This window comes from Streptomyces chisholmiae, assembly GCF_031845445.1.
In the GTDB taxonomy this organism is placed as follows: domain Bacteria; phylum Actinomycetota; class Actinomycetes; order Streptomycetales; family Streptomycetaceae; genus Streptomyces; species Streptomyces chisholmiae.
Genome location: NZ_JAVREO010000013.1, coordinates 166419 through 186651 on the forward strand (window position 1 = coordinate 166419; position 20233 = coordinate 186651).

Here is a 20233-nt window from a genome sequence, read left to right on the forward strand (position 1 = left end):
GGTAACGAGCCCGGGCGCAGCCTTCGCGTTCAGCCGGCACACCAACGGGGGTGCCCACCGCGCCGGCGGGCACCCCCGAGGGTCACGAACGCTGTCAGACGGTGAGCAGTGCCTGGTAGGGGGCGTCGCCCAGGGCCTTCCTGACCCGCTCGCCACCCGGCAGGAAACCCAGCTCCATCAGCACGGCCAGTCCGACGAGGCCGGCCCCCGTCCGCCGCACCAGACTGATCGCCGCCTCCGCCGTGCCACCGGTGGCCAGCACGTCGTCCACCACCAGCACCCGGTCGTCGGCGGTCAGGTCCTCGGCGTGGATCTCGATCTCGGCGCTGCCGTACTCCAGGTCGTAGGACTGGGCGAGGGTGGCGCCCGGCAGCTTGCCGGCCTTGCGGACCGGGATGAAGCCGGCCCCGGCGGCCAGCGCCACCGGCGCGCCGAGGATGAAGCCCCTGGCCTCCAGGCCGACGATCTTGGTGGCACCCAGCTCCCTGGCCAGGGTGGCGAGCGCCTCGACCAGCGCGCCGAACGCCTCCGGATCGGCCAGCAGCGGGGTGATGTCCTTGAAGGCGATCCCCGGCTTCGGGTAGTCGGGCACCTCGCGCACCCGGCTGAGCAGCAGCTCGGACAGGCCATCCGGGACCTGGTAGGAGACGGTCACCCGGGTCACCGCCGCTTTCCGGAGGGACGGTTCTTGCCCCGGGCGCGGGAGACCGGCTGGCGGCGCGGGCCACGGCGCTGGCCGCCGACCCCGACCGCCTCGTCCGGCTCGTCGCCCGGCTGGTCATCGGCCTCGACCGCGGGGCCGGGCTCGTCCTCCGAGGCCTCGGCGTCCAGGTCCGCGTCGGACTCGGCGGCGCCGGCCTCGGCCCGCTTGGCGCGCTTGTTGAGCACCCGGCGGTTCTGCGCTGCGACCTCCCGCTCCCGCGCCTTCAGGTCGGCCACCAGCGGGGTGGCGATCATGATCGAGGAGTAGGCGCCCGCGGCCAGGCCCACGAAGATCGACAGCGCGATGTCGTTGAGCATCCCACCGCCGAGCACGCCACCGCCGATGAAGAGCAGGCCGCCGACCGGCAGCAGCGCCACCACCGAGGTGTTGATGGACCGCACCAGGGTCGCGTTGAGGCTGCGGTTGGCCAGCTCGTGGTAGGTGAAGCGGGACTGCCGGGTGAAGTTGTGCGTGGTCTCCTTCAGGCCGTCGAAGACCACCACCGTGTCGTAGAGCGAGTACCCGAGGATGGTCAGCAGACCGATCACCGTGCCCGGGGTGACCTCGAAGCCCACCAGGGCGTAGACGCCGACGGTGATCGTCAGGTCGTGCACCAGGGCGATCAGCGCGGCCAGGGCCATCCGCCACTCGAAGGCGATGGCCAGGTAGATCACCACCAGCACCATGAAGATCGCCAGCCCCTGCCAGGCCCGGTCGGCGATCTGCTTGCCCCAGCTGGGGCCGATCAGCTCGGCGTTGAGATCCGTGGTCGGGATGCCCAACGCCTCCGCCAGGGCCGCCCTGGTCTCGTTGGAGGTCTCCGTGTCCAGGCCGCTGACCTGGATCCGCATGGTGCCGTCGTCGCCGAGGGTCTGGACCAGGGCCATGCTGCCCGAGGTCTCCTCGGCGACGTCCCTGACCTCCTCGACGGAGACGTCCGTGGCGGGCGTGGTGTACACCGCGCCGCCCTCGAACTCCACGCCCATGTGCAGCCCGCGCAGCAGCAGCGCGCCGAAGGCGAGGATGGTGATGAGGATGGAGACCGCGTACCAGATCTTGCGGGCACCCACGATGTCGAGGCTGACGTCGCCGCGGTAGAGCCGGGCGCCGAGATCACCGAGTCGGGACATCTCAGGCCTCCTGCGGGTCGGACGGGACGACGGGGGCGGGGCGCCGGCCGGCGCGGCGCAACGGCGGCGGGGCGCCGAGCCGCTTCGGGTCGAGACCGGACCAGGGGTGTCCGCTGGAGAAGAACTTCCGCCGCGCCACCAGCGTCATCAGCGGCTTGGTGAAGAGGAAGACCACCAGCACGTCGAGCAGCGTGGTCAGGCCCAGCGTGAACGCGAAGCCCTGCACCTTGCCGACGCTGACCACGAAGAGGACCGCGGCGGCCAGGAAGGAGACGAAGTCGGAGACCAGGATGGTGCGCCGGGCGCGCGGCCAGGCCCGCTCCACGGCGGGCCGCAGCGTGCGTCCCTCGCGGATCTCGTCCCTTATCCGTTCGAAGTACACGATGAACGAGTCGGCCGTGATGCCGATGGCGACGATCGCGCCACAGACGGCCGGCAGGTTCAACGCGAAGCCGATGGCCGGCCCGAGCAGCGACATGATCGAGTACGTCAGGGCGCCGGAGACCAGCAGGCTGACGATCGCGATGGCGGACAGCCCACGGTAGTAGACCAGCATGTACAGCACGACCAGGAGCATGCCGATGCCGCCGGCGATCAGACCGGCCCGCAGCTGCTCCCCACCGAGCATCGGGGAGACCGTGGAGACGCTGGACTCCTCGAAGCTCAGCGGCAGCGCGCCGTACTTCAGGATGTTGGCCAGCTCCTCGGAGGACTCCTGGTCGAAGCTGCCGGAGATCTCCGCCCGGCCGCCGCCCAGCCGCTCGCGGACACTGGGGGCCGAGACGACCTCGCCGTCCAGCGCGATGGCGAACTGGTTCTGCGGCTGCGCCTGGGTGGAGAGCTGGGAGGTGATGTCGGCGAACTTCTCGGCGCCGGCGCTGTTGAACTCCATCTGGACGATCCAGCCCTGGCCGAGCTGGGTGTCGTACATGGCGTTGGCGTCGCTGACGTCGGTGCCGGGCACGGCGACCGGGCCGAGCGCGTACTTGTAGAGGCCGTCGGTGTCGCAGGCGACGACCGTGTCCTCGTCCTTCGCCTCGGCGGCGGCGCGGCTGGCCTCCAGCCGGGACTCGTCCGTGGTGCAGTCCAGCGCCGCGAGGCTGGCCTGGAGGGCGGCGGCGTCCGCGGCCGGGTCCCCGGTGTTGCCCTCGGCGGGCTCCTCGGTCGGCTCCTCCGTGCCGTCCTCGGCGGGCTCCTCGGTGCCGTCCTCGGCGGGAGTCTCCTCCTCCGGGGTCTCCTCGTCCGCGTCGGCGGTGCGGTAGGAGGCGGGCGAGAGGCCGCCCTCGTCCAGCGCGGTGGGGGCGCGGGCGCCCTGGGTCTCGGTGCCGTCGCCGGACTCGCCGTCGGTGGGCTCCTCGGCCGGCTGCTCCTCGGTCCCCTCGGTCTCGCCCTCGGCGGGCTCGTCCGTGGACTCCTCGGTGCCGTCCCCGGCGCCCTCCTCCCCGGCGCCCTCCTCCTCGGCGCCTTCCTCCCCGGTGCCCTCGTCAGCCCCCTCCTCGGTGCCTTCCTCGGCACCGTCCTCGGGCGCTGGCTGCTCCTGGACCGGAGCGGCGCCGGCCACGCTGAGCACCGGGCGGAAGCCCAGCTGCGCGGTGGTGCCGACCTGCTCCCGGGCCGCCTCCTCGTCCGTCCCCTTGGGGATGTTGACGATGATGTTCTCGGCGCCCTGGGTCTGGACCTCGGCCTCCTGCACGCCCAGGCCGTTGACCCGGCGCTCGATGATCGAGACCGCCGTGTTCAGGTTGGTCGCGTTGACCGCGTCCGCGTCATCGGCGTCCGGCCGGGCGGTCAGCGTGATGCTGGTGCCGCCGGCGAGGTCGATGCCGAGTCGGGGTGTGGTGTGCCCCGAAGCGAACATCCCCGCGGTGAGCGCGATCACGATCAGCAGGATCAACGCCAGTGCCCGACCGGGCTTGCCCTGGCCCCGGGACCCGAGATCCCGCTTTCGTGAGGACCTGAGGTCCTTCTTCGGTGTCGCCACCTTCTCGTCTTCTTCCTGTCCAAAGACCCGCGCGCCCGGTGCTCGCGGCAAGGCTCAGCGGGATGACTGACGGACGGCCGATGCCGTCGCCTTCACGCCTTGGAACCGCTCTCGCCTTCGTCGTCGTCCTGGTCACGACGGCGCTTGGCCACCGCGTCCTCGCCCCGGTCGGTCTCGTCGTCCGCGCGGCTCTCGTCCTCGTCGCGGTCCTCGCGGTCGGGCTTCTCCAGGCCGACCCGGCCCTCGGTCTCGTCGGCGGTCAGCGAGGAGGCGTCGTCGGGCACCACCACGGAGTCCTCGTCGTCCTCCGGCAGGTCGCCGTTGATGATGCGCTCGAACTCCTCCTCGTCGAGCACCGCGCCGATGGCGTTCTTGGCGTAGATGGCGTGCACCCCCGGAGCCACCTCAAGCAGCACCGTGTCCTCGCGCACCTCCTTGACCTCGGCGTACATGCCACCGATGGTCCGCACGCCGGTGCCGGGCTCCATCGAGTCCCGCATCTCCATCGCTTGACGCTGGCGGTTCTTGGCGGAACGCGACATGAGGAACATGACGCCGATGAGCAGAATGAACGGGAAGAGAAACGCGATATCCACGGCGGAGGAAATTCCTTTGTTTGGCCGCTGTCGCGGCCCGGCATTCGGGGGTCAGTTGCCGTCCCATGGGGCGGATGGCATCGGCGGAGTCTAAGCGAGGCTGCGCCAGGGGAACAACGTCCTGGATGTTATCGAAGTTCCACAGGGCGTCAGCCGGCGGGCACGTGATGGCGTCACGTCCCGAACAGTCCGGGTTGTCCGGCGGGGGGCGCGACGGGGGGCGTACGCCCCAGGTGGTGCCAGGCCGCCGGGGTGGCCACCCGGCCCCTGGGGGTGCGGGCCAGCAGGCCCTCACGGACCAGGAACGGCTCGGCGACCTCCTCCACCGTCTCGCGCTCCTCCCCCACCGCGACCGCCAGCGTGGAGAGCCCGACCGGGCCACCGCCGAACAGCTCCAGCAGGGCGCGGAGCACCGCGCGGTCCAGCCGGTCCAGGCCCCTGGCGTCCACCTCGTAGACCTCAAGGGCCTGCGCCGCGATCTCCCTGGTGACCACGCCGTCCGCTCTGACCTGCGCGTAGTCCCTGACCCTGCGCAGCAGCCGGTTGGCGATCCGCGGGGTGCCACGGGAACGGCCGGCGATCTCGGCGGCGCCCTCGGCGCTGATCTCGACGTCCAGCAGCCCGGCCGAGCGGCCCACCACCCGCTCCAGCTCGGCCGGCTCGTAGAACTCCATGTGCCCGGTGAAGCCGAACCGGTCCCGCAGCGGGGGCGGCAGCAGCCCGGCCCTGGTGGTGGCACCCACCAGGGTGAACGGGGGCAGCTCCAGCGGAATGGCGGTGGCACCCGGCCCCTTGCCGACCACCACGTCCACCCGGAAGTCCTCCATGGCCATGTAGAGCATCTCCTCGGCCGGCCGGGACATCCGGTGGATCTCATCCAGAAAGAGGACCTCGCCGTCCGTCAACGAGGAGAGGATCGACGCCAGGTCGCCGGCGTGCTGGATGGCCGGGCCCGAGGTGATCCGGATCGGCGCCCCCATCTCGGCGGCGATGATCATGGAGAGGGTGGTCTTGCCGAGCCCCGGCGCGCCGGAGAGCAGCACGTGGTCGGCCGTGCCGCCCCTGGCCCTCGCCGCCCGGAGCACCAGGTCGAGCTGCTCGCGCACCCGGGTCTGGCCGATGAACTCGCCCAGGTCCTTCGGCCGGAGCGCGGCCTCGACCGCCGTGTCCTCCCCGTCGGCCACCGCGCCGACCAGGCGCTCGGCGCCGCCGGCCGGGGTGTTCTCGTCCGGGCTCACTTGGCTCTCCTCCTGGGCTGGGCGCCGGGCTCGGCGGCCCGCGGGTCGGGGCGTGGTCGGCGGTCGGGGGCGGTCCTTCGACGGCCCCGCGGCCGGGGCGGCGGGGCGCCGGCGGCTACCTGGCGCGGTTGAGCGACTGGAGCGCGGCCCGCAGCAGCGGCGGCACGGCCGGCTGGGCGCCCTCGGCGAGGGTGGCCTCGGCCTGCGGGCGGACCGTCTCGACGGCCTGCTCCGCCTCCCGGGGCTGGTAGCCGAGGCCGACCAGCGCGGCGACCAGCTGCTCGCTCCAGCCGGGCGGGGGCGCGGCCGCCGAGCGCTGGGCCGGCGGCAGCGCGGCGCCGACCGGCGGGCCGAGCCGGTCCTTCAGCTCCAGCAGCAGCTTCTGCGCGCCCTTCTTGCCGATGCCGGGGACGGCGGTGAGGGCCTTCTCGTCGCCCGTGGCCACGGCCGCCCGCAGCGCGTCCGGGGCGTGCACGGCGAGCATCGCCTGGGCGAGCCGGGGCCCGACGCCGCTGGCGGTCTGCAGCAGCTCGAAAACCTGGCGCTCGTCGTCGTCGGCGAAGCCGTAGAGGGTGAGGGACTCCTCCCGGACGACCAGGGAGGTGGCGAGCCGGGCCGGCTCGCCGACCCGGAGCGCGGCCAGCGTGCCGGGGGCGCAGCGGACGGCCATGCCCACGCCCCCGACCTCGACCACGGCGTGGTCCGGGGTGAGCGCGGCGACGGGCCCGGAGACAAAGGAGATCATGCGGCTGAGCTGCCCTTCGGCGGGGGAACGGCGGGGTGGCGGCGGCCGGGGGCGGCGAACCGGGCGGCCGCGAGCCGCTGTTGACCCGGCGAGCGCCAGATGTGGCAGATCGCCAGGGCCAGCGCGTCGGCGGCGTCGGCCGGCTTCGGCGGCTCGGCCAGCCGGAGCAGGCGCGTCACCATGGCGCCGACCTGCGCCTTGTCCGCCTGGCCGCTGCCGGTCACGGCGGCCTTGACCTCGCTCGGCGTGTGCAGCGCGACGGGCAGCCCGCGCCGCGCGGCGCAGAGCATGGCGACCGCGCTGGCCTGCGCGGTGCCCATCACGGTGCGGACGTTGTGCTGGCTGAAGACCCGCTCGACGGCGACGGACTCCGGCCGGTGCGCGTCGAGCCACTCCTCTATCCCGCGCTCGATCAGCACCAGCCGCTCCGCCGTGTCCTGCTCGGCGGGGGTGCGGATCACCCCGACGCCGAGCATCCGGGGTGGGCGGCCGACCGTGCCCTCCACCACACCCACGCCACAGCGGGTCAGCCCCGGGTCAACTCCCAGCACCCGCACCGGCACTCCTCAGCTCTCGCCCCCACGGCCCGCCTTTTGACCAGCCGTTGGGCAGGCTACCGGCGACCACTGACAACGGGGCGGCGGGCCGCCCCGACCGGCGTGGCGGAGCGCCCCGCGCGGCAACGGGCGCGCGACGCCGGGGCGTTGCCGGCCGGGGCCGGGCCGGGGGCCGGCCCGCCCCGGAGGTCAGGCGTCGACCCGGGCCATCACGTCGTCGGCTACGTCGAAGTTGGCGAAGACGTTCTGCACGTCGTCGCTGTCCTCCAGCGCGTCGATCAGCCGGAAGATCTTGCGGGCGCCCTCCTCGTCCAGCTCCACCTGCATGGTGGGGACGAAGCTGTTCTCGGCCGAGTCGTAGTCGATCCCGGCCTCCTGCAGCGCGCTGCGGACCGGGACCAGGTCGCTGGCCTCGCTGACCACCTCGTAGGACTCGCCCAGGTCGTTGACCTCCTCGGCGCCGGCCTCCAGCACCGCGGTCAGCACGTCGTCCTCGGACAGCCCCGCCTTGGGGACGATCACCACGCCCTTGCGGTGGAAGAGGTAGGAGACCGAGCCCGGGTCCGCCATCGAGCCGCCGTTGCGGGTCATCGCCACCCGCACGTCGGAGGCGGCGCGGTTGCGGTTGTCGGTGAGGCACTCGATGAGCACCGCGACGCCGTTGGGGCCGTAGCCCTCGTACATGATCGTCTGGTAGTCCGCGCCGCCGGCCTCAAGCCCCGCGCCCCGCTTGACCGCCCGGTCGATGTTGTTGTTGGGCACGGAGCTCTTCTTCGCCTTCTGGATGGCGTCGAAGAGGGTGGGGTTGCCGTCCGGGTCGCCGCCGCCGGTGCGGGCCGCGACCTCGATGTTCTTGATCAGCTTGGCGAACAGCTTGCCGCGCTTGGCATCGATCACGGCCTTCTTGTGCTTGGTGGTTGCCCACTTGGAGTGGCCGGACACAGCGCTGCTCCTTCGATGTCGCCAACTATTCCTGTTACGTCAATCGCCCAGCGATCCTACCGGCAGCTCAGTGACCGGCCGCGCGCACCATGGCGACGAAGAGCCCGTGCACCCGGTGGTCCCCGGTCAGCTCGGGGTGGAACGCGGTGGCCAGCAGGTTGCCCTGCCGGACGGCGACGCTGTGCCCGCGGAACTCGGCCAGCGAGTCGGCGGCGGCGCCGACGGACTCCACCCACGGCGCGCGGATGAACACGCCGCGCACCGGGCCGCCCGGCACGCCGGCCACCTCGACGGGCGCCTCGAAGGACTCGTTCTGCCGGCCGAACGCGTTGCGCCGGACGATCATGTCGATGCCGCCCACCGTCTCCTGGCCCGACCTGGGGTCCAGGATCTTGTCGGCGAGCATGATCATCCCGGCGCAGGAGCCGTAGACCGGCAGCCCGTCGGCGACCCGGGCGCGCAGCGGCTCCAGCAGCCCGAAGGCGGTGGCCAGCTTGGAGATGGTGGTGGACTCGCCGCCCGGGATCACCAGGCCGGCGACCGCGGCCAGTTCCTCGGGCCGGCGCACCGGCCGGGGCGAGGCCCCGGCCGCGCGCAGCGCGTCGAGATGTTCGCGGACGTCGCCCTGGAGGGCGAGCACCCCGATCTCGGGCGTCCCGATCCCGGGCGGCCCGGCGGTGGTGTCACCAGCCACGGGAGGCGTACCGCTCGCCGTCGGGCAGGGTGTCCAGGTTGATGCCGACCATGGCCTCGCCCAGGCCGCGGGAGACGTCCGCGATCACCTTGGGGTCGTCGTAGAAGGTGGTCGCCTTCACCACGGCGGCGGCCCGCTTGGCCGGGTCGCCCGACTTGAAGATGCCGGAGCCGACGAAGACGCCCTCGGCGCCCAGCTGCCGCATCAGCGCGGCGTCGGCCGGGGTGGCCACGCCGCCGGCGGAGAACAGCACCACCGGGAGCCTGCCCAGCTCGGCGACCTCGCGGACCAGCTCGTAGGGGGCGCGCAGCTCCTTGGCCGCCGCGTACAGCTCGTGGTTGTCCAGCGCGCGCAGCCGGCCGATCTCGCCCCTGATCTGCCGCATGTGGCGGACGGCCTCGACCACGTTGCCGGTGCCGGCCTCGCCCTTGGAGCGGATCATGGCGGCGCCCTCGGCGATCCGGCGCAGCGCCTCGCCCAGGTTGGTGGCACCGCAGACGAAGGGGGTGGTGAAGGACCACTTGTCGGTGTGGTTGACCTCGTCGGCCGGGGTGAGCACCTCGGACTCGTCGATGTAGTCGACGCCCAGCGCCTGCAGGACCTGGGCCTCGACCAGGTGCCCGATCCTGGACTTGGCCATCACCGGGATGGAGACGGCCTCGATGATGCCGTCGATCATGTCCGGGTCGGACATGCGGGCCACGCCGCCGTCCTTGCGGATGTCGGCCGGCACCCGCTCCAGCGCCATCACGGCCACCGCGCCGGCGTCCTCGGCGATCCTGGCCTGCTCGGGGGTGACCACGTCCATGATCACCCCGCCCTTGAGCTGCTCGGCCATGCCGCGCTTGACGCGGGCGGTGCCGGTCTCCGGGGCCGTCGTGGCGGGGGTGCTGCTTTCGGGCGTCTGGGACACGGATTGACCTCACTCGACAGGGCGAAGGAATCGGGAAAATGCGACAACCCCATGGTAGGCCGACACCGGAGCGTTCCCGTCGCCCCGGTCCCCCTCACCACGGTCCCTGGGCGGGGACGCCGGGCGCGCGCTCGGGGGCGCGGTCACCGAGGAGCCGTCGGGCTCCATTGGACCGCCGCCGCCCCCCGTTCCGGAAGGGCCAATCGTCCCCCGGTGGCCCCCGGAGCAAGGCCGCCGGCGCTCACTCTCCCTCGGCCGACTCCCGCCGGGTCAGCGGCAGCAGCAGCGCGGCCGGGGGCTCGTCGTCCATCTCGAAGGCCAACGGGAACGGCGCGTGGCCGGCCAGCCGCAGCCAGCGGACCATCCGGTGCCGGCGGACGGCGCGGGCGGCACGCACCGCGTCGTTGTGGAAGCGGCGGGCCATCGGCACCCGGCGGACGGCGGCGACCAGCTCGGCCGCGCTGTCCTCGCCGCCCGGCGCGTCCAGCACGGCGTCCACCTGCGCGCGCTCGGCGAAGACCGCGCGCAGCGCCTGGGTCAACTCACTCTCGGCCACCTCGCGTTGCTCGTCCTCGGCGAGCCGGGCGGCGTGCGCCGCCTGGTAGAGGACCATGGCGGCGGCCGGGTCGAAGACCCCGGCGGTGGCCAGTTCCTGGGTGATGGAGGCGCGGCGGAGCAGCTGGGCGTCGAGGGCGGCCCTGGCCGCGTCGATCCTGGCGTGCAACCGGTCCAGCCGGCCCGCGGTCCAGCTCAGGTAGACACCGATCAGCAGCAGGGCGGCGAGGACAACGATGACTGTGGTCACGCCCGGTCACCCTACCGGCGTCGGCGGCGCGCCGGCCGGGCGGCCCGCGCCGGCCACCGTCGAACGACCGGGCGGACGGCTCGCCGCCCGCCGGGCCGCCCGGTTGCCGTCCGTCCGCCCGGTCGGATAGGAAGCCCGCATGCTGAGGGGTAACAAGGTCGGGCTCCGGGCCCGGCACCAGGAGGACATCCCGATCCTGCGGGCCGAGTTGTACGACGACGTGGTCAACGCCGCGCGGGCCGACGGCCAGCCGTGGCGGCCGATCACGCCCGGCGCGCCGGACCCGCGGCTGGTGGTGGACGACACCGCGCCGGGCCTGGTGCCGTTCTCCGTGGTGGAGCTGGCCGGCGGCACCCTGATCGGCACCGCGACACTGTGGGGCATCGACCCGCACAACCGGTCGGCGCACGTCGGCCTCGGACTGCGGCCGGCCGCCCGCGGCCAGGGCTACGGCACCGACGTGGTCGCGGCGCTGTGCCACTACGGCTTCACCGTGCGCGGTCTGCGGCGGCTGCAGATCGAGACGCTGGCCGACAACGCCGCGATGCTGGGCGCCGCCGAACGTAACGGCTTCGTCCGCGAGGGCGTACTGCGCTCGGCGGCCTGGGTGCTGGGCGAGTTCCTGGACATGGTGCTGCTCGGCCTGCTCGCCGAGGAGTGGCCGCCGGCCACGCCGGACGGCTCCGGCTGACCGGCCGGGCCTCTCCCCCGGACCGGCGGCCGGCCGGCGGGGCCGGGCACGGCGACCCGCCCCGGACCGGCGGCCGGCCCGGGGCCCGGGCCCGGCGACCCGGGTGGGTCGGCCTAGCCGGCCGGCGGGCCCGGCTCCCGGGCGAAGCCGAGGCGGCCCAACAGCCCGACCCGGTCGTCCGGGGCGACCGCCCCGGCGCCGGCGGTGACCGTCTCGTAGACGGCCAGCACGTCGGCACCGACCGTGGACCAGTCGAAGCGCCGGACGTGGGCGCTGCCCCGCTTGGTCAGCTCGGCGCGGCGGTCGGCGTCGCCCAGCAGCCGGACGGCGGCGGCGGCCAGCGCGTCGGCGTCCTCGTTGGCGAACAGCTCCCCGGCGGCGCCGCCGTCCAACACCTGGGCGAACGCGTCGAGGTCGCTGGCCAGCACCGGGGCGCCGGCGGAGAGCGCCTCCACCAGGATGATCCCGAAGCTCTCGCCACCGGTGTTCGGCGCGACATAGACGTCCACGCTGCGCAGCAGCCGGGCCTTGTCCTCGTCGCTGACCATGCCCAGGAACTCGACCTGGCCGTGCAGTTCGGTGGGCAGCAGGGCCAGTGCCTCCTGCTCGTCGCCGCGCCCGGCGACCAGCAGCCGGGTCCCCGGGCGGGCCCGCAGGATCGCCGGCAGCGCCTTCATCAGCACCGGCAGGCCCTTGCGCGGCTCGTCGATCCGGCCGATGAAGCCGAGCGTCCCACCCGACCACTCCTGCCTGGGCTCGGCGGCGGCGAAGAAGTCCACGTCCACGCCGTTGGGGATGACCACCGCGTCCCCGCCGAGGTGCTCCACCAGGGTCCGCCTGGCGTACTCGCTGACCGCGATCCGGGCGCTGATCTTCTCCAGCGCCGGTTGCAGGATCGGGTAGGCGGCGACCATCGCGCGGGACCGCTGGTTGGAGGTGTGGAAGGTGGCGACGATCGGGCCGCGCGCCGCCCAGCAGGTCAGCAGCCCCAGCGAGGGCACCACCGGCTCGTGGATGTGCAGGACCTCGAAGTCGCCCTCCTTGACCCAGCGCCGCACCCGACTCGCCGACATCAGGCCCAGGTTCACCCGGGCCACCGAGCCGTTGTAGGGCACGGAGACGGCCCGGCCGGCGCCGACCACGTAGGGCGGCAGCGCGGTCTCCTCGTCGGCCGGGGCCAGCACGGAGACCTCGTGGCCGCGGGCGATGAGGTGCTCGGCCAGGTCCCGGACGTGGAACTGCACCCCGCCGGGGACGTCCCAGGAGTAGGGGCAGACGATGCCGATCCTCATCAGCGCGGCTCCTCGGCCCGGCGGGCCTGGTCGGCCGGCTCGGCCGGCGGGTCCTTCAGGTCGGCGGCCCACAGCCGTTGCAGCATGTGCCAGTCCTGCGGGTGGGCGGCGATGGCCTCGGCGAACCGGTCCGCCAGGGCCTGGGTCAGGGCGGCGGTGCGCTCGGCCCTGGTGCCCGCCTCGGGCACCGGCAGCGGGGCCATCACCCGGCCGCGCATCACCGGGGTGTCGTCGTACCAGAGCGAGACCGGCAGCAGGGCGGCGCCGGTCTGCTGCGCGAGCAGCGCCGGGCCAGCCGGCATGCTGGCCCGCTCGCCGAAGAAGTCGACGGGCACCCCGGAGGCGGACAGGTCGCGGTCGGCGACCAGCGCGACCACCCCGCCGGCGCGCAGCCGGCGGGCCAGCCGGCCGAAGGCGGCGCCGCCGTCGTGCGCCACCACCTCCATGCCCAGCCCCTCGCGGTAGGCGATGAACCGGTCGAAGAGCCGCTCCGGCCTCAGCCGCTCGGCGACCGTGGTGAACGGGGTGCGCAGCTCGGTGACCAGCCAGCTGCCGGCCAGGTCCCAGTTGGCCAGGTGCGGCAGCGCCAGCACCACGCCCCGGCCGGCGGCGATGCCGTCGGTCAGGTGGTGGACGTCGTCCAGCCGCAGCGAGGCGCCGATCCGCTCCCGGCTCCACACCGGGAGCCGGAAGGACTCCACCCAGTAGCGCAGGTAGCTGCGCATGCCGGCCCGGGACAGCTCCCGGAGCGCGGCCTCGTCGGCCTCCGGCACCACCCGGGCGAGGTTGGCCTCCAGCTGCTGGACGCGGGGGCCGCGCCGGCGCCAGGCGGAGTCCGCCGCCCGCCGCCCGAGGGCCAGCGCGGCCGGCTCGGGCAGGCGTTTGACGGTGCTCCAGCCGAGCTGGTACCCGAGGTCGGCGAGACGTTCTCTCATGTCTCCCTCATGTCTGCTCGGTCGTCCCCTCCCGGGAACCGGCGCCGGGCGCGCGCCCGGCGGCCTCGGCGGCGTCAGCCTCAGCCGCGGCGTCGGCGGCGTCGGCCTCGGCCGACTCGCGCCGGACCGTGACCATCCGCTGGACGAGGGTGACCAGGCTGCCGACGGCCACCACCCAGAGCGCCACGGGCAGCAGCAGGTCGATGTGTGGCACGCCGAAGGTGCGCTCCCAGCCGGCGAAGCCGGCGCAGACCAGGGTGATCACCAGCCGCTCGGCCCGCTCCACCAGGCCGTTGACCGCCACCGGCAGGCCGATGCTCTCGCCGCGGGCCTTGGTGTAGGAGACCACCTGGCCGCTGGCCAGGCAGAACAACGTGACGGAGCACAGGAGTTGGTCGTCGCCGCCGCCGGCGTACCAGAGGGCGATGCCGGCGAAGATCGCCGCGTCGGCGACCCGGTCCAGGGTGGAGTCGAGGAAGGCGCCCCAGCGGCTGGAGACGCCCAGCTGCCGTGCCATGTTCCCGTCCACCAGGTCGGAGAAGACGAACAGGGTGATGACGACGGTGCCCCAGAAGAACTCTCCCCTGGGGAAGAAGGCCAGCGCTCCCGCCATCACTCCGGCGGTTCCGACGAGCGTCACCGCGTCCGGGCTCACCCGCAGGCGGAGCAGCAGGGCGGCGAACGGAGTGAGGACACGCGTGAAGAATGCACGCGCGTACTTGTTGAGCATGTCCTTCCCAGGGGGTGTGCGTCGGGCCGCGCGGGTCGGGCGGCCGCCGGAGAGCCCATCGTAGTCACGCCGCGTCCGGCCGCCGGCCCACCCCGCCCCGGCGGCGGGAACTGGCCTGTCTGGCAGCGCCGTTGTGCGGTCCGCCGCTAGGCTGGTGCCGGCAGGTGTGCCGGGCCCGCGGGGCGGGAACGGGCCTGTCGGCGGATGCCGGCGGCGCCCGGGGCGCTGTGCGGTGCCGCGTTCGGGTGCGGGCGGGTCTCTCGGTGGGAAGCGATGTTCTCTGATGGGCTTCGGTGGTCTCGGTGGTCTCGGTGGTCTTCGGTGACGCTAGGACGGTTCCTCGGCGGGGACTCCCCGCCGAACGAGTCAGGGAGTGGGGTCGGTCATGACGGCGCTTGACGACCTGCGGAAGGCGGCGGGAGTCGAGTTCGACTTCGCTCCGGGAGCGCAGGTGCCGCTGTCCACCTCGGGCAGCGGCGGTACGGGGCTCAGCCAGCGGATCGCCTCGGTCGCCTACCGTGAGGGGGCGCCCGACAAGATCAAGCAGCCCAACGACGCGGCCGGGGTGAGCAAGGGCCGGTTCACCCTGCTGGAGCCCAACCTGGGCGAGGCGTTCACCCGGGCGATAGAGACCCGGATGCTGGCCGAGGGCCGCAAGCCGCTGATCCAGTCCTTCGGCGCGGAGCCACAGGCCGTGGTGGAGCACGCGCTGGCCGCCAAGCGCATCCGGCGGCAGCGGGACCGCCGGCTGACGGTGATCATGGCGGTTTTCGGCCTGCTGTTCCTGCCGGGCGTCGCCATCTGGCTCGGCATGTTCCAGCTGCGCCGGTCCTTCGCCGGCTCGCAGGACAAGCGGGCGGGCGCGCTCGGGACGCTGCTGCTGGCGGCGATCGCCGGCCTGATCGTGCTGCTGGTGCTGCGGGCGCCGGTGACCGGGGTGCTCCAGATCTACCTGTGGGCGATGCTGCCGGCGCCGGTGATCGGCTGGTTCCTGGCCAAGCAGGTGGCCGAGCGCACCGCGCAGAACCTGCGGGCGCACTGGGGCGAGCTGGCCGGCGGCGGCGGCTCCGGCGTGATGGTGCCCGAGGCCGTCCCGCAGAACCCGAACGACGCGGACGCCGAGCGGCTGCGGATCGGGCTGGCCAAGCTGGCCGCCGAGCAGGAGAGCAACCTCACCTACTACGCCGGCACCAAGGGCATACTCGGCATGGGCGTCCGCTGGGGGCACTGGCAGCTCGCCGAGGACCTCAGGCCGCGGGACCCGGGCCGGGAGATCGACCCGTTCCGCAGCTGGGACGTGGCCCGGGCGATCGGCGACCAGATGCGGCTGCTGGAGCGCGGCCCGCTGCACACCGGCGGCTTCAAGCCGCCGGTGATAACGCACTGGGTGGTGCGGCACGTCGGCGGCGCCGGCGAGGTGTCCAGGCCGGAGGGCCCGGACGCCGACGGGTACAGCTTCAGCAACATCGAGGTCCAGCGGATCTGCAACGAGCAGCAGTACAGCTCGGGTGACCGGCACTACCTGGGCGTCCGGTTCGTGCTCTGGGAGGGCGAGTTGGTGATCACCATGATGATCACCGTGACCGTCCTGCACCAGACGCTGCGGATCGAGGTCTCGGGGTACGTGCTGGGGCCGCTGGACGGCTTCTTCGGCGAGAAGCCGAGCCCGGACACCAAGACGGTGCGGGAGTTCCCCAAGTTCTGGAAGCAGAAGAAGGTCGAACTGCCGGCGGTGGACGCCAAGGAGGCGGTGCGGCTGGCCGCCCGGGCGCCGCTGACCTGGTTCCCGAAGCAGCTGGACAAGCTCGGCGGCACCATCAGCCTGCCGGAGCCGTTCGGCCTGCGGCACACCTGGGCCACCAAGCCGTGGGGCCACCGCTTCATGGTGGACGACGTGCTGCGCACCGCCACGCCGGTGCTGCGGGTGGCGTTCTCCGCGGCCTTCAAGGTGCTCCGCGAGAACGGCGTGGACATGGCGCCGTTCGACGCCCGCGCCGCCGCGCTCAGCGGTCAGATCCAGGACCCGGGGCCGAAGCACTCGGACGAGTACGGGATGTGAGCCCGACGGGTGACGCCGGCCGGCGCGGCCGGCGTCACCCCGGTCGGCTCCGCCGCCTCAGCCGCGCGCCGGCCAGGCCTCGGCGAGCATCCGCCGGGTGTCGGCGAGGAGTTGGGGCAGCACCCTGGTGTGCCCGACCACCGGCATGAAGTTGGCGTCCCCGCCCCAGCGGGGCACCACGTGCTGGTGCAGGTGCGGCGCGATGCCGGCGCCGGCGGCCACCCCCTGGTTCATCCCGATGTTGAAGCCGTGCGCCCCGGAGGCGGTGCGGATCGCCGTCATCGCCTCCTTGGTGAGGGTGGCCAGCTCGGCCGTCTCCGCCTCGGTCAGCTCCGTGTAGTCGGCGACGTGGCGGTAGGGCACGACCAGCAGGTGACCGCCGTTGTACGGGTAGAGGTTGAGCACCGCGTAGACCGACTCGCCCCGGGTGATCACCAGGCCGTCCTCGTCGCTCTTGGCCGGGATCACGCAGAACGGACAGCCGTCCCCGGCGCCGGTCCCGGTCGGTTTGCCCTCGCCCTGGATATAGGCCATCCGGTGGGGCGTCCACAGGCGTTGGAACGCGTCCGGCGTCCCCACCCCGATCTGCTGCTCCGGCTCGCTGCTCATGCCGGCCAGCATATGGCGTCCGGCGCGCGAGAGGGCCCCCGGGGCGCACCCCGGGGGCCTCGTCATCAGCGGTCGGTCGGCGGGCGGCCCGGGCTCAGACCTGGACCCGGCGGGCGACCACGTCGGCGATCTCCGCCAGCGCCTCCGCGCGGGGCACGCCGTTGCGCTGGCTGCCGTCCCGGTAGCGGAAGCTGACCGCGCCGGCCGCCTGGTCCTCGTCGCCCACGATCACCATGAACGGCACCTTGGCGCGCTGGGCGTTGCGGATCTTCTTCTGCATCCGGTCCGCCGAGGCGTCCACCTCCATCCGCAGCCCGGCCGCCTTGGCCTCGGCGGCGAACTCCCTGAGGTAGGGGACGTGGGTGTCGCCGATCGGGATGCCGACCGCCTGGACCGGGGCCAGCCAGGGGGGGAAGGCGCCCGCGTAGTGCTCCAGGAGCACCGCGAAGAAGCGCTCGATGGAGCCGAAGAGCGCCCGGTGGATCATCACCGGCCGCTGCCGGCTGCCGTCGGCGGCGGTGTACTCCAGCTCGAAGCGCTTGGGCTGCTGGAAGTCGACCTGGATGGTGGACATCTGCCAGGTGCGGCCGATCGCGTCCCTGGCCTGCACCGAGATCTTCGGCCCGTAGTAGGCCGCGCCACCCGGGTCCATCACCAGGTCGAGGCCCTGCTTCTCGGCGGCCTGCCGGAGCACGTCGGTGGCCTCCGCCCACTCCTCGGGCTCGCCGATGAACTTGTCCGAGTCACCGCGGGTGGAGAGTTCGAGGTAGAAGTCGTCCAGGCCGTAGTCGCGCAGCAGCCCCAGCACGAAGGTGAGCAGCCCGTCCAGCTCCTCGGGCATCTGCTCCTTGGTGCAGTAGATGTGCGAGTCGTCCTGGGTGAAGCCCCGGGCCCGGGTGAGGCCGTGCACCACGCCGGACTTCTCGTACCGGTAGACCGTGCCGAACTCGAAAAGCCGCAGCGGCAATTCCCGGTAGGAGCGCCCCCGCGCCCGGAAAATCAGGTTGTGCATGGGGCAGTTCATCGCTTTGAGGTAATAGTCCTGCCCCTCGAATTCCATGGCCGGGAACATGGACTCGGCGTAGTTCGGCAGGTGGCCCGAGGTCTCGAAGAGTTTGCGCTTGGTGATGTGCGGGGTGTTGACGAATTCGTAGTCGGCGGCCTCATGCCGCTGCCGCGAATAGTCCTCCATCACCCGGCGGACGGTGCCGCCCTTCGGGTGGAACACGGCCAGGCCCGACCCCAGCTCCTCCGGGATGGAGAACAGGTCGAGCTCGGCGCCGAGTTTGCGGTGGTCGCGCTTCTCCGCCTCGGCGAGAAACGCCAGGTACGCCTTCAGCTCGTCCTGGCTCGGCCAGGCGGTGCCGTAGATCCGCTGAAGCTGCGGGTTCCGCTCGCTGCCGCGCCAGTAGGCGGCGGCCGAGCGCATCAGCCGGAACGCCGGGATCAGCCGGGTGTTCGGCAGGTGCGGGCCGCGGCACAGGTCGTGCCAGGACCGCTCGCCGGTCTTGGCGTCCACGTTGTCGTAGATGGTCAGCTCGCCGGCGCCGACCTCGGCGCCCGCGCCCTCGGCCGAGTCGGCCGCCGCGCCCTTGAGTCCGATCAGCTCCAACTTGTACGGCTCGTCGGCCAGCTCCGCGCGGGCCTCGTCGTCGGTGACCACCCGGCGGACGAACCGCTGGCCCTGCTTCTGGATGCGCCGCATCTGCTTCTCGATGCGGCCGAGGTCCTCCGGGGTGAACGGCTCGGCGACGTCGAAGTCGTAGTAGAAACCGTCCTTGATGGGCGGGCCGATGCCCAGCTTGGCCCGCGGGTACAGCTCCTGGACCGCCTGGGCGAGGACGTGCGCGGTGGAGTGGCGCAGGATGTCGAGGCCGTCGGGCGAGGTCACGTCGACCGGCGCCACCTCGTCGCCGTCGGCCAGCTCGCGGCTCAGGTCCCGCAACTCGCCGCCGATCCGCGCCGCCACCACCGAGCGCTCGCCCTCGAAGAGGGCGCCGGCGGTCGTGCCCGTGGCCACCACGCGTTCTTCCCGCTCGGAGTCGCGTAGGACGGTCACCCGGACATCTGCCACCGGTCTTCTCCTGTTCTCGGCACCGGCCGGACGCGCGGGCGCCCGAACCGTTTTCGACTGGATCCCTCTGGTCTTCGCGGCCTCTCTCGGCCCGTAGCGCATGCTACCGAGCCCACCGGCCCCCGCCGCACCGAGCCACGGGCGCCGGACGACGACGAAGGCCGGTCCGCAGCTGCGGACCGGCCTTCCCGGGTGTGGGCGATACTGGGTTCGAACCAGTGACCTCTTCGGTGTGAACGAAGCGCTCTCCCACTGAGCTAATCGCCCGGTGTTCTCCCGTGCCCCTCGGCACGAGAAGAACCATACAGGCCAGGGCACCTGACGTCCAAACCGGCTTTGGCCAGCCGTTCGTGGCCGCCCGGCGGGCCGCCCGTCAGCCGCCGCGCCGGCCCCGCGTCCAGGCCCGCAGACCGCGTTCGCCGGCCCGCATCATGGCGGCGTGGTTGGCCCGGAAGAAGGGCCGGGCGAGCGGGCCGAGCCGCGTCGGCAGGCCGCCGGTGACCACGCAGTCCTGGGCGTGGCAGGCCAACGTGCCGCCGCCGACCGGGACGAGCGACCAGCGCAGCCAGCCGTCCAGGTCGCCGGTGAGCCGGATCGCCAGCCGCCCGGCGTCGGGATCGCGCTCCGTCGCGCGCACCCCCACCCGCAGCTCGTGCGGCAACACGGAACGGAACCTGGCCCGGCCACTGTCCGGCCCGGTCCTGACCACCTCGCGGATCTGCGGCCACCAGCGCGGGTAGTCGGCCGGCTCGTCGAGCGCCGCGAACACCACCGGCGCCGGCGCGGCGACGCGCCAGACCCCGCCGAATTGGTAACGGCTCCACCAGGTGTGCGTCATGCCGTCACTCTAGGCAGCGGCCCCTATCACGGCTCGCCCATTGGAATGACGTTAATGGGAGCAATGCGGGCAGACCGGTTTACAACCGACGGGTATGTGGCATCTCGATTTGGCCGACGTGCGAATCCCCGAGCGCACACTGAGCGAAAGGCCCTGGCGCTTATGAACACCACGGTCAGCTGCGAGCTGCACCTGCGCCTCGTTGTGTCGAGCGAGTCCTCACTACCTGTACCCGCGGGGCTGCGGTATGACACGGCGGATCCCTACGCCGTACACGCCACATTTCACACCGGAGCCGAAGAAACCGTCGAGTGGGTTTTCGCCCGCGACCTGTTGGCCGAAGGGCTGCACCGCCCGACGGGCACGGGAGACGTTCGGGTCTGGCCCTCCCGCAGCCATGGTCAGGGAGTCGTCTGCATCGCCCTCAGTTCCCCCGAGGGGGAGGCGTTGCTTGAGGCCCCGGCCCGAGCCCTGGAATCCTTCCTCAAGCGGACCGACGCCGCCGTGCCACCGGGCACGGAACACCGGCACTTCGACCTCGACACGGAGCTCTCCCACATCCTGGCCGAGAGCTGACGACCCGCCGGTCCCTCGCACCGTCTGAACTCGGGGCGACGGTGCGGGACCGGCGATACCCCCACAGCACGGCGCCGTCGCGGAGCAACCGCCCGCGGCGGCGTCGGCGCGTGCGCGGGGCGGCG

Annotated in this window: 20 protein-coding genes and 1 tRNA gene; 3 read left to right on the top strand and 18 right to left on the bottom strand. The window is 73.0% G+C overall.

Annotated elements, in window-relative coordinates; genetic code table 11:
* Positions 1 to 94: 94 nt before the first annotated feature.
* The 11 genes from RM844_RS21740 to RM844_RS21790 all read right to left on the bottom strand — a co-directional run bounded on the left by RM844_RS21740 (position 95) and on the right by RM844_RS21790 (position 10304).
* A complete protein-coding gene (locus RM844_RS21740; protein ID WP_311668999.1) occupies positions 95 to 664 on the bottom strand; it encodes an adenine phosphoribosyltransferase in 570 nt (189 codons plus the stop codon).
* Complete coding sequence (secF, locus tag RM844_RS21745) at positions 661 to 1833, bottom strand: protein translocase subunit SecF (protein ID WP_311669000.1); 1173 nt, start codon at positions 1831 to 1833, stop codon at positions 661 to 663. Before secF ends, RM844_RS21740 begins: the two co-directional genes overlap by 4 nt.
* Before the next feature lies 1 nt (position 1834).
* Positions 1835 to 3814 carry a protein translocase subunit SecD gene (gene secD, locus RM844_RS21750; RefSeq protein ID WP_311669001.1) on the bottom strand — a complete coding sequence of 660 codons (1980 nt, stop codon included), beginning with the start codon at positions 3812 to 3814 and terminating at the stop codon, positions 1835 to 1837.
* A gap of 92 nt (positions 3815 to 3906) precedes the next feature.
* Positions 3907 to 4410, bottom strand: coding sequence for a preprotein translocase subunit YajC (gene yajC, locus RM844_RS21755; protein ID WP_311669002.1), 504 nt, complete (start codon positions 4408 to 4410; stop codon positions 3907 to 3909).
* A gap of 173 nt (positions 4411 to 4583) precedes the next feature.
* Positions 4584 to 5648, bottom strand: coding sequence for a Holliday junction branch migration DNA helicase RuvB (gene ruvB / locus RM844_RS21760; protein WP_311669003.1), 1065 nt, complete (start codon positions 5646 to 5648; stop codon positions 4584 to 4586).
* A gap of 115 nt (positions 5649 to 5763) precedes the next feature.
* The gene (gene ruvA / locus RM844_RS21765) at positions 5764 to 6393 is read right to left on the bottom strand and encodes a Holliday junction branch migration protein RuvA (RefSeq protein WP_311669004.1); all 630 of its coding nucleotides are present in this window, start codon (positions 6391 to 6393) and stop codon (positions 5764 to 5766) included.
* Positions 6390 to 6950 carry a crossover junction endodeoxyribonuclease RuvC gene (gene ruvC, locus RM844_RS21770; protein WP_311669005.1) on the bottom strand — a complete coding sequence of 187 codons (561 nt, stop codon included), beginning with the start codon at positions 6948 to 6950 and terminating at the stop codon, positions 6390 to 6392. The genes ruvA and ruvC overlap by 4 nt, the downstream gene beginning before the upstream one ends.
* A 189-nt stretch (positions 6951 to 7139) precedes the next feature.
* A complete protein-coding gene (locus RM844_RS21775) occupies positions 7140 to 7892 on the bottom strand; it encodes a YebC/PmpR family DNA-binding transcriptional regulator (RefSeq protein WP_311669006.1) in 753 nt (250 codons plus the stop codon).
* 67 nt (positions 7893 to 7959) lie between these two features.
* The gene (gene pdxT, locus RM844_RS21780) at positions 7960 to 8553 is read right to left on the bottom strand and encodes a pyridoxal 5'-phosphate synthase glutaminase subunit PdxT (RefSeq protein ID WP_311669059.1); all 594 of its coding nucleotides are present in this window, start codon (positions 8551 to 8553) and stop codon (positions 7960 to 7962) included.
* A 22-nt stretch (positions 8554 to 8575) separates the two neighbouring features.
* A complete protein-coding gene (pdxS, locus tag RM844_RS21785; protein ID WP_311669007.1) occupies positions 8576 to 9499 on the bottom strand; it encodes a pyridoxal 5'-phosphate synthase lyase subunit PdxS in 924 nt (307 codons plus the stop codon).
* Between the two features lie 241 nt (positions 9500 to 9740).
* The gene (locus RM844_RS21790) at positions 9741 to 10304 is read right to left on the bottom strand and encodes a hypothetical protein (RefSeq protein WP_311669008.1); all 564 of its coding nucleotides are present in this window, start codon (positions 10302 to 10304) and stop codon (positions 9741 to 9743) included.
* A gap of 139 nt (positions 10305 to 10443) precedes the next feature.
* Between RM844_RS21790 and RM844_RS21795 the strand changes: the two genes are divergently transcribed.
* Positions 10444 to 10995, top strand: a complete 552-nt coding sequence (locus RM844_RS21795) for a GNAT family N-acetyltransferase (protein ID WP_311669009.1) — start codon at positions 10444 to 10446, stop codon at positions 10993 to 10995.
* Between the two features lie 113 nt (positions 10996 to 11108).
* Here the strand turns inward: RM844_RS21795 and RM844_RS21800 are convergent, their stop codons facing one another.
* Genes RM844_RS21800 through pgsA form a run of 3 tightly spaced genes read right to left on the bottom strand, consistent with a single transcriptional unit; the run spans position 11109 to position 13952 of the window.
* Positions 11109 to 12287 carry a glycosyltransferase family 4 protein gene (locus RM844_RS21800; RefSeq protein ID WP_311669010.1) on the bottom strand — a complete coding sequence of 393 codons (1179 nt, stop codon included), beginning with the start codon at positions 12285 to 12287 and terminating at the stop codon, positions 11109 to 11111.
* Positions 12287 to 13222, bottom strand: coding sequence for a phosphatidylinositol mannoside acyltransferase (locus RM844_RS21805; protein ID WP_311669011.1), 936 nt, complete (start codon positions 13220 to 13222; stop codon positions 12287 to 12289). Before RM844_RS21805 ends, RM844_RS21800 begins: the two co-directional genes overlap by 1 nt.
* A gap of 7 nt (positions 13223 to 13229) precedes the next feature.
* Complete coding sequence (gene pgsA / locus RM844_RS21810) at positions 13230 to 13952, bottom strand: phosphatidylinositol phosphate synthase (RefSeq protein ID WP_311669012.1); 723 nt, start codon at positions 13950 to 13952, stop codon at positions 13230 to 13232.
* A 385-nt stretch (positions 13953 to 14337) separates the two neighbouring features.
* Between pgsA and RM844_RS21815 the strand changes: the two genes are divergently transcribed.
* Entirely contained in the window at positions 14338 to 16011 is a 1674-nt protein-coding gene (locus RM844_RS21815) for a hypothetical protein (protein ID WP_311669013.1), read from the top strand.
* A 57-nt stretch (positions 16012 to 16068) separates the two neighbouring features.
* On the opposite strand, the gene RM844_RS21820 is transcribed toward RM844_RS21815, so the two are convergent.
* The 4 genes from RM844_RS21820 to RM844_RS21835 all read right to left on the bottom strand — a co-directional run bounded on the left by RM844_RS21820 (position 16069) and on the right by RM844_RS21835 (position 19532).
* On the bottom strand, positions 16069 to 16632 hold the full coding sequence (locus RM844_RS21820; protein ID WP_311669014.1) for an HIT family protein: 564 nt from the start codon (positions 16630 to 16632) through the stop codon (positions 16069 to 16071).
* A gap of 82 nt (positions 16633 to 16714) precedes the next feature.
* Positions 16715 to 18694 (bottom strand): threonine--tRNA ligase, encoded by a 1980-nt coding sequence (thrS, locus tag RM844_RS21825; protein WP_311669015.1) that lies wholly within the window; start codon positions 18692 to 18694, stop codon positions 16715 to 16717.
* 195 nt (positions 18695 to 18889) lie between these two features.
* Positions 18890 to 18961, bottom strand: a tRNA-Val gene (locus tag RM844_RS21830).
* A 106-nt stretch (positions 18962 to 19067) separates the two neighbouring features.
* A complete protein-coding gene (locus tag RM844_RS21835; protein ID WP_311669016.1) occupies positions 19068 to 19532 on the bottom strand; it encodes an SRPBCC family protein in 465 nt (154 codons plus the stop codon).
* Between the two features lie 162 nt (positions 19533 to 19694).
* Here RM844_RS21835 and RM844_RS21840 point away from each other — a divergent pair, with 162 nt between their 5' ends.
* A complete protein-coding gene (locus tag RM844_RS21840; RefSeq protein ID WP_003959770.1) occupies positions 19695 to 20108 on the top strand; it encodes an SsgA family sporulation/cell division regulator in 414 nt (137 codons plus the stop codon).
* The last annotated feature ends 125 nt before the right edge of the window (positions 20109 to 20233 follow it).

Bases quoted from the DNA above. Each gene is read 5' to 3' on its own strand.
- secF (WP_311669000.1), bottom strand. From the start codon at position 1,833: ATGTCCCGACTCGGTGATCTCGGCGCCCGGCTCTACCGCGGCGACGTC.
- ruvA (WP_311669004.1), bottom strand. From the start codon at position 6,393: ATGATCTCCTTTGTCTCCGGGCCCGTCGCCGCGCTCACCCCGGACCAC.
- RM844_RS21795 (WP_311669009.1), top strand. From the start codon at position 10,444: ATGCTGAGGGGTAACAAGGTCGGGCTCCGGGCCCGGCACCAGGAGGAC.
- RM844_RS21800 (WP_311669010.1), bottom strand. From the start codon at position 12,287: ATGAGGATCGGCATCGTCTGCCCCTACTCCTGGGACGTCCCCGGCGGG.
- RM844_RS21805 (WP_311669011.1), bottom strand. From the start codon at position 13,222: ATGAGAGAACGTCTCGCCGACCTCGGGTACCAGCTCGGCTGGAGCACC.
- pgsA (WP_311669012.1), bottom strand. From the start codon at position 13,952: ATGCTCAACAAGTACGCGCGTGCATTCTTCACGCGTGTCCTCACTCCG.
- RM844_RS21815 (WP_311669013.1), top strand. From the start codon at position 14,338: ATGACGGCGCTTGACGACCTGCGGAAGGCGGCGGGAGTCGAGTTCGAC.
- RM844_RS21820 (WP_311669014.1), bottom strand. From the start codon at position 16,632: ATGCTGGCCGGCATGAGCAGCGAGCCGGAGCAGCAGATCGGGGTGGGG.
- RM844_RS21835 (WP_311669016.1), bottom strand. From the start codon at position 19,532: ATGACGCACACCTGGTGGAGCCGTTACCAATTCGGCGGGGTCTGGCGC.
- RM844_RS21840 (WP_003959770.1), top strand. From the start codon at position 19,695: ATGAACACCACGGTCAGCTGCGAGCTGCACCTGCGCCTCGTTGTGTCG.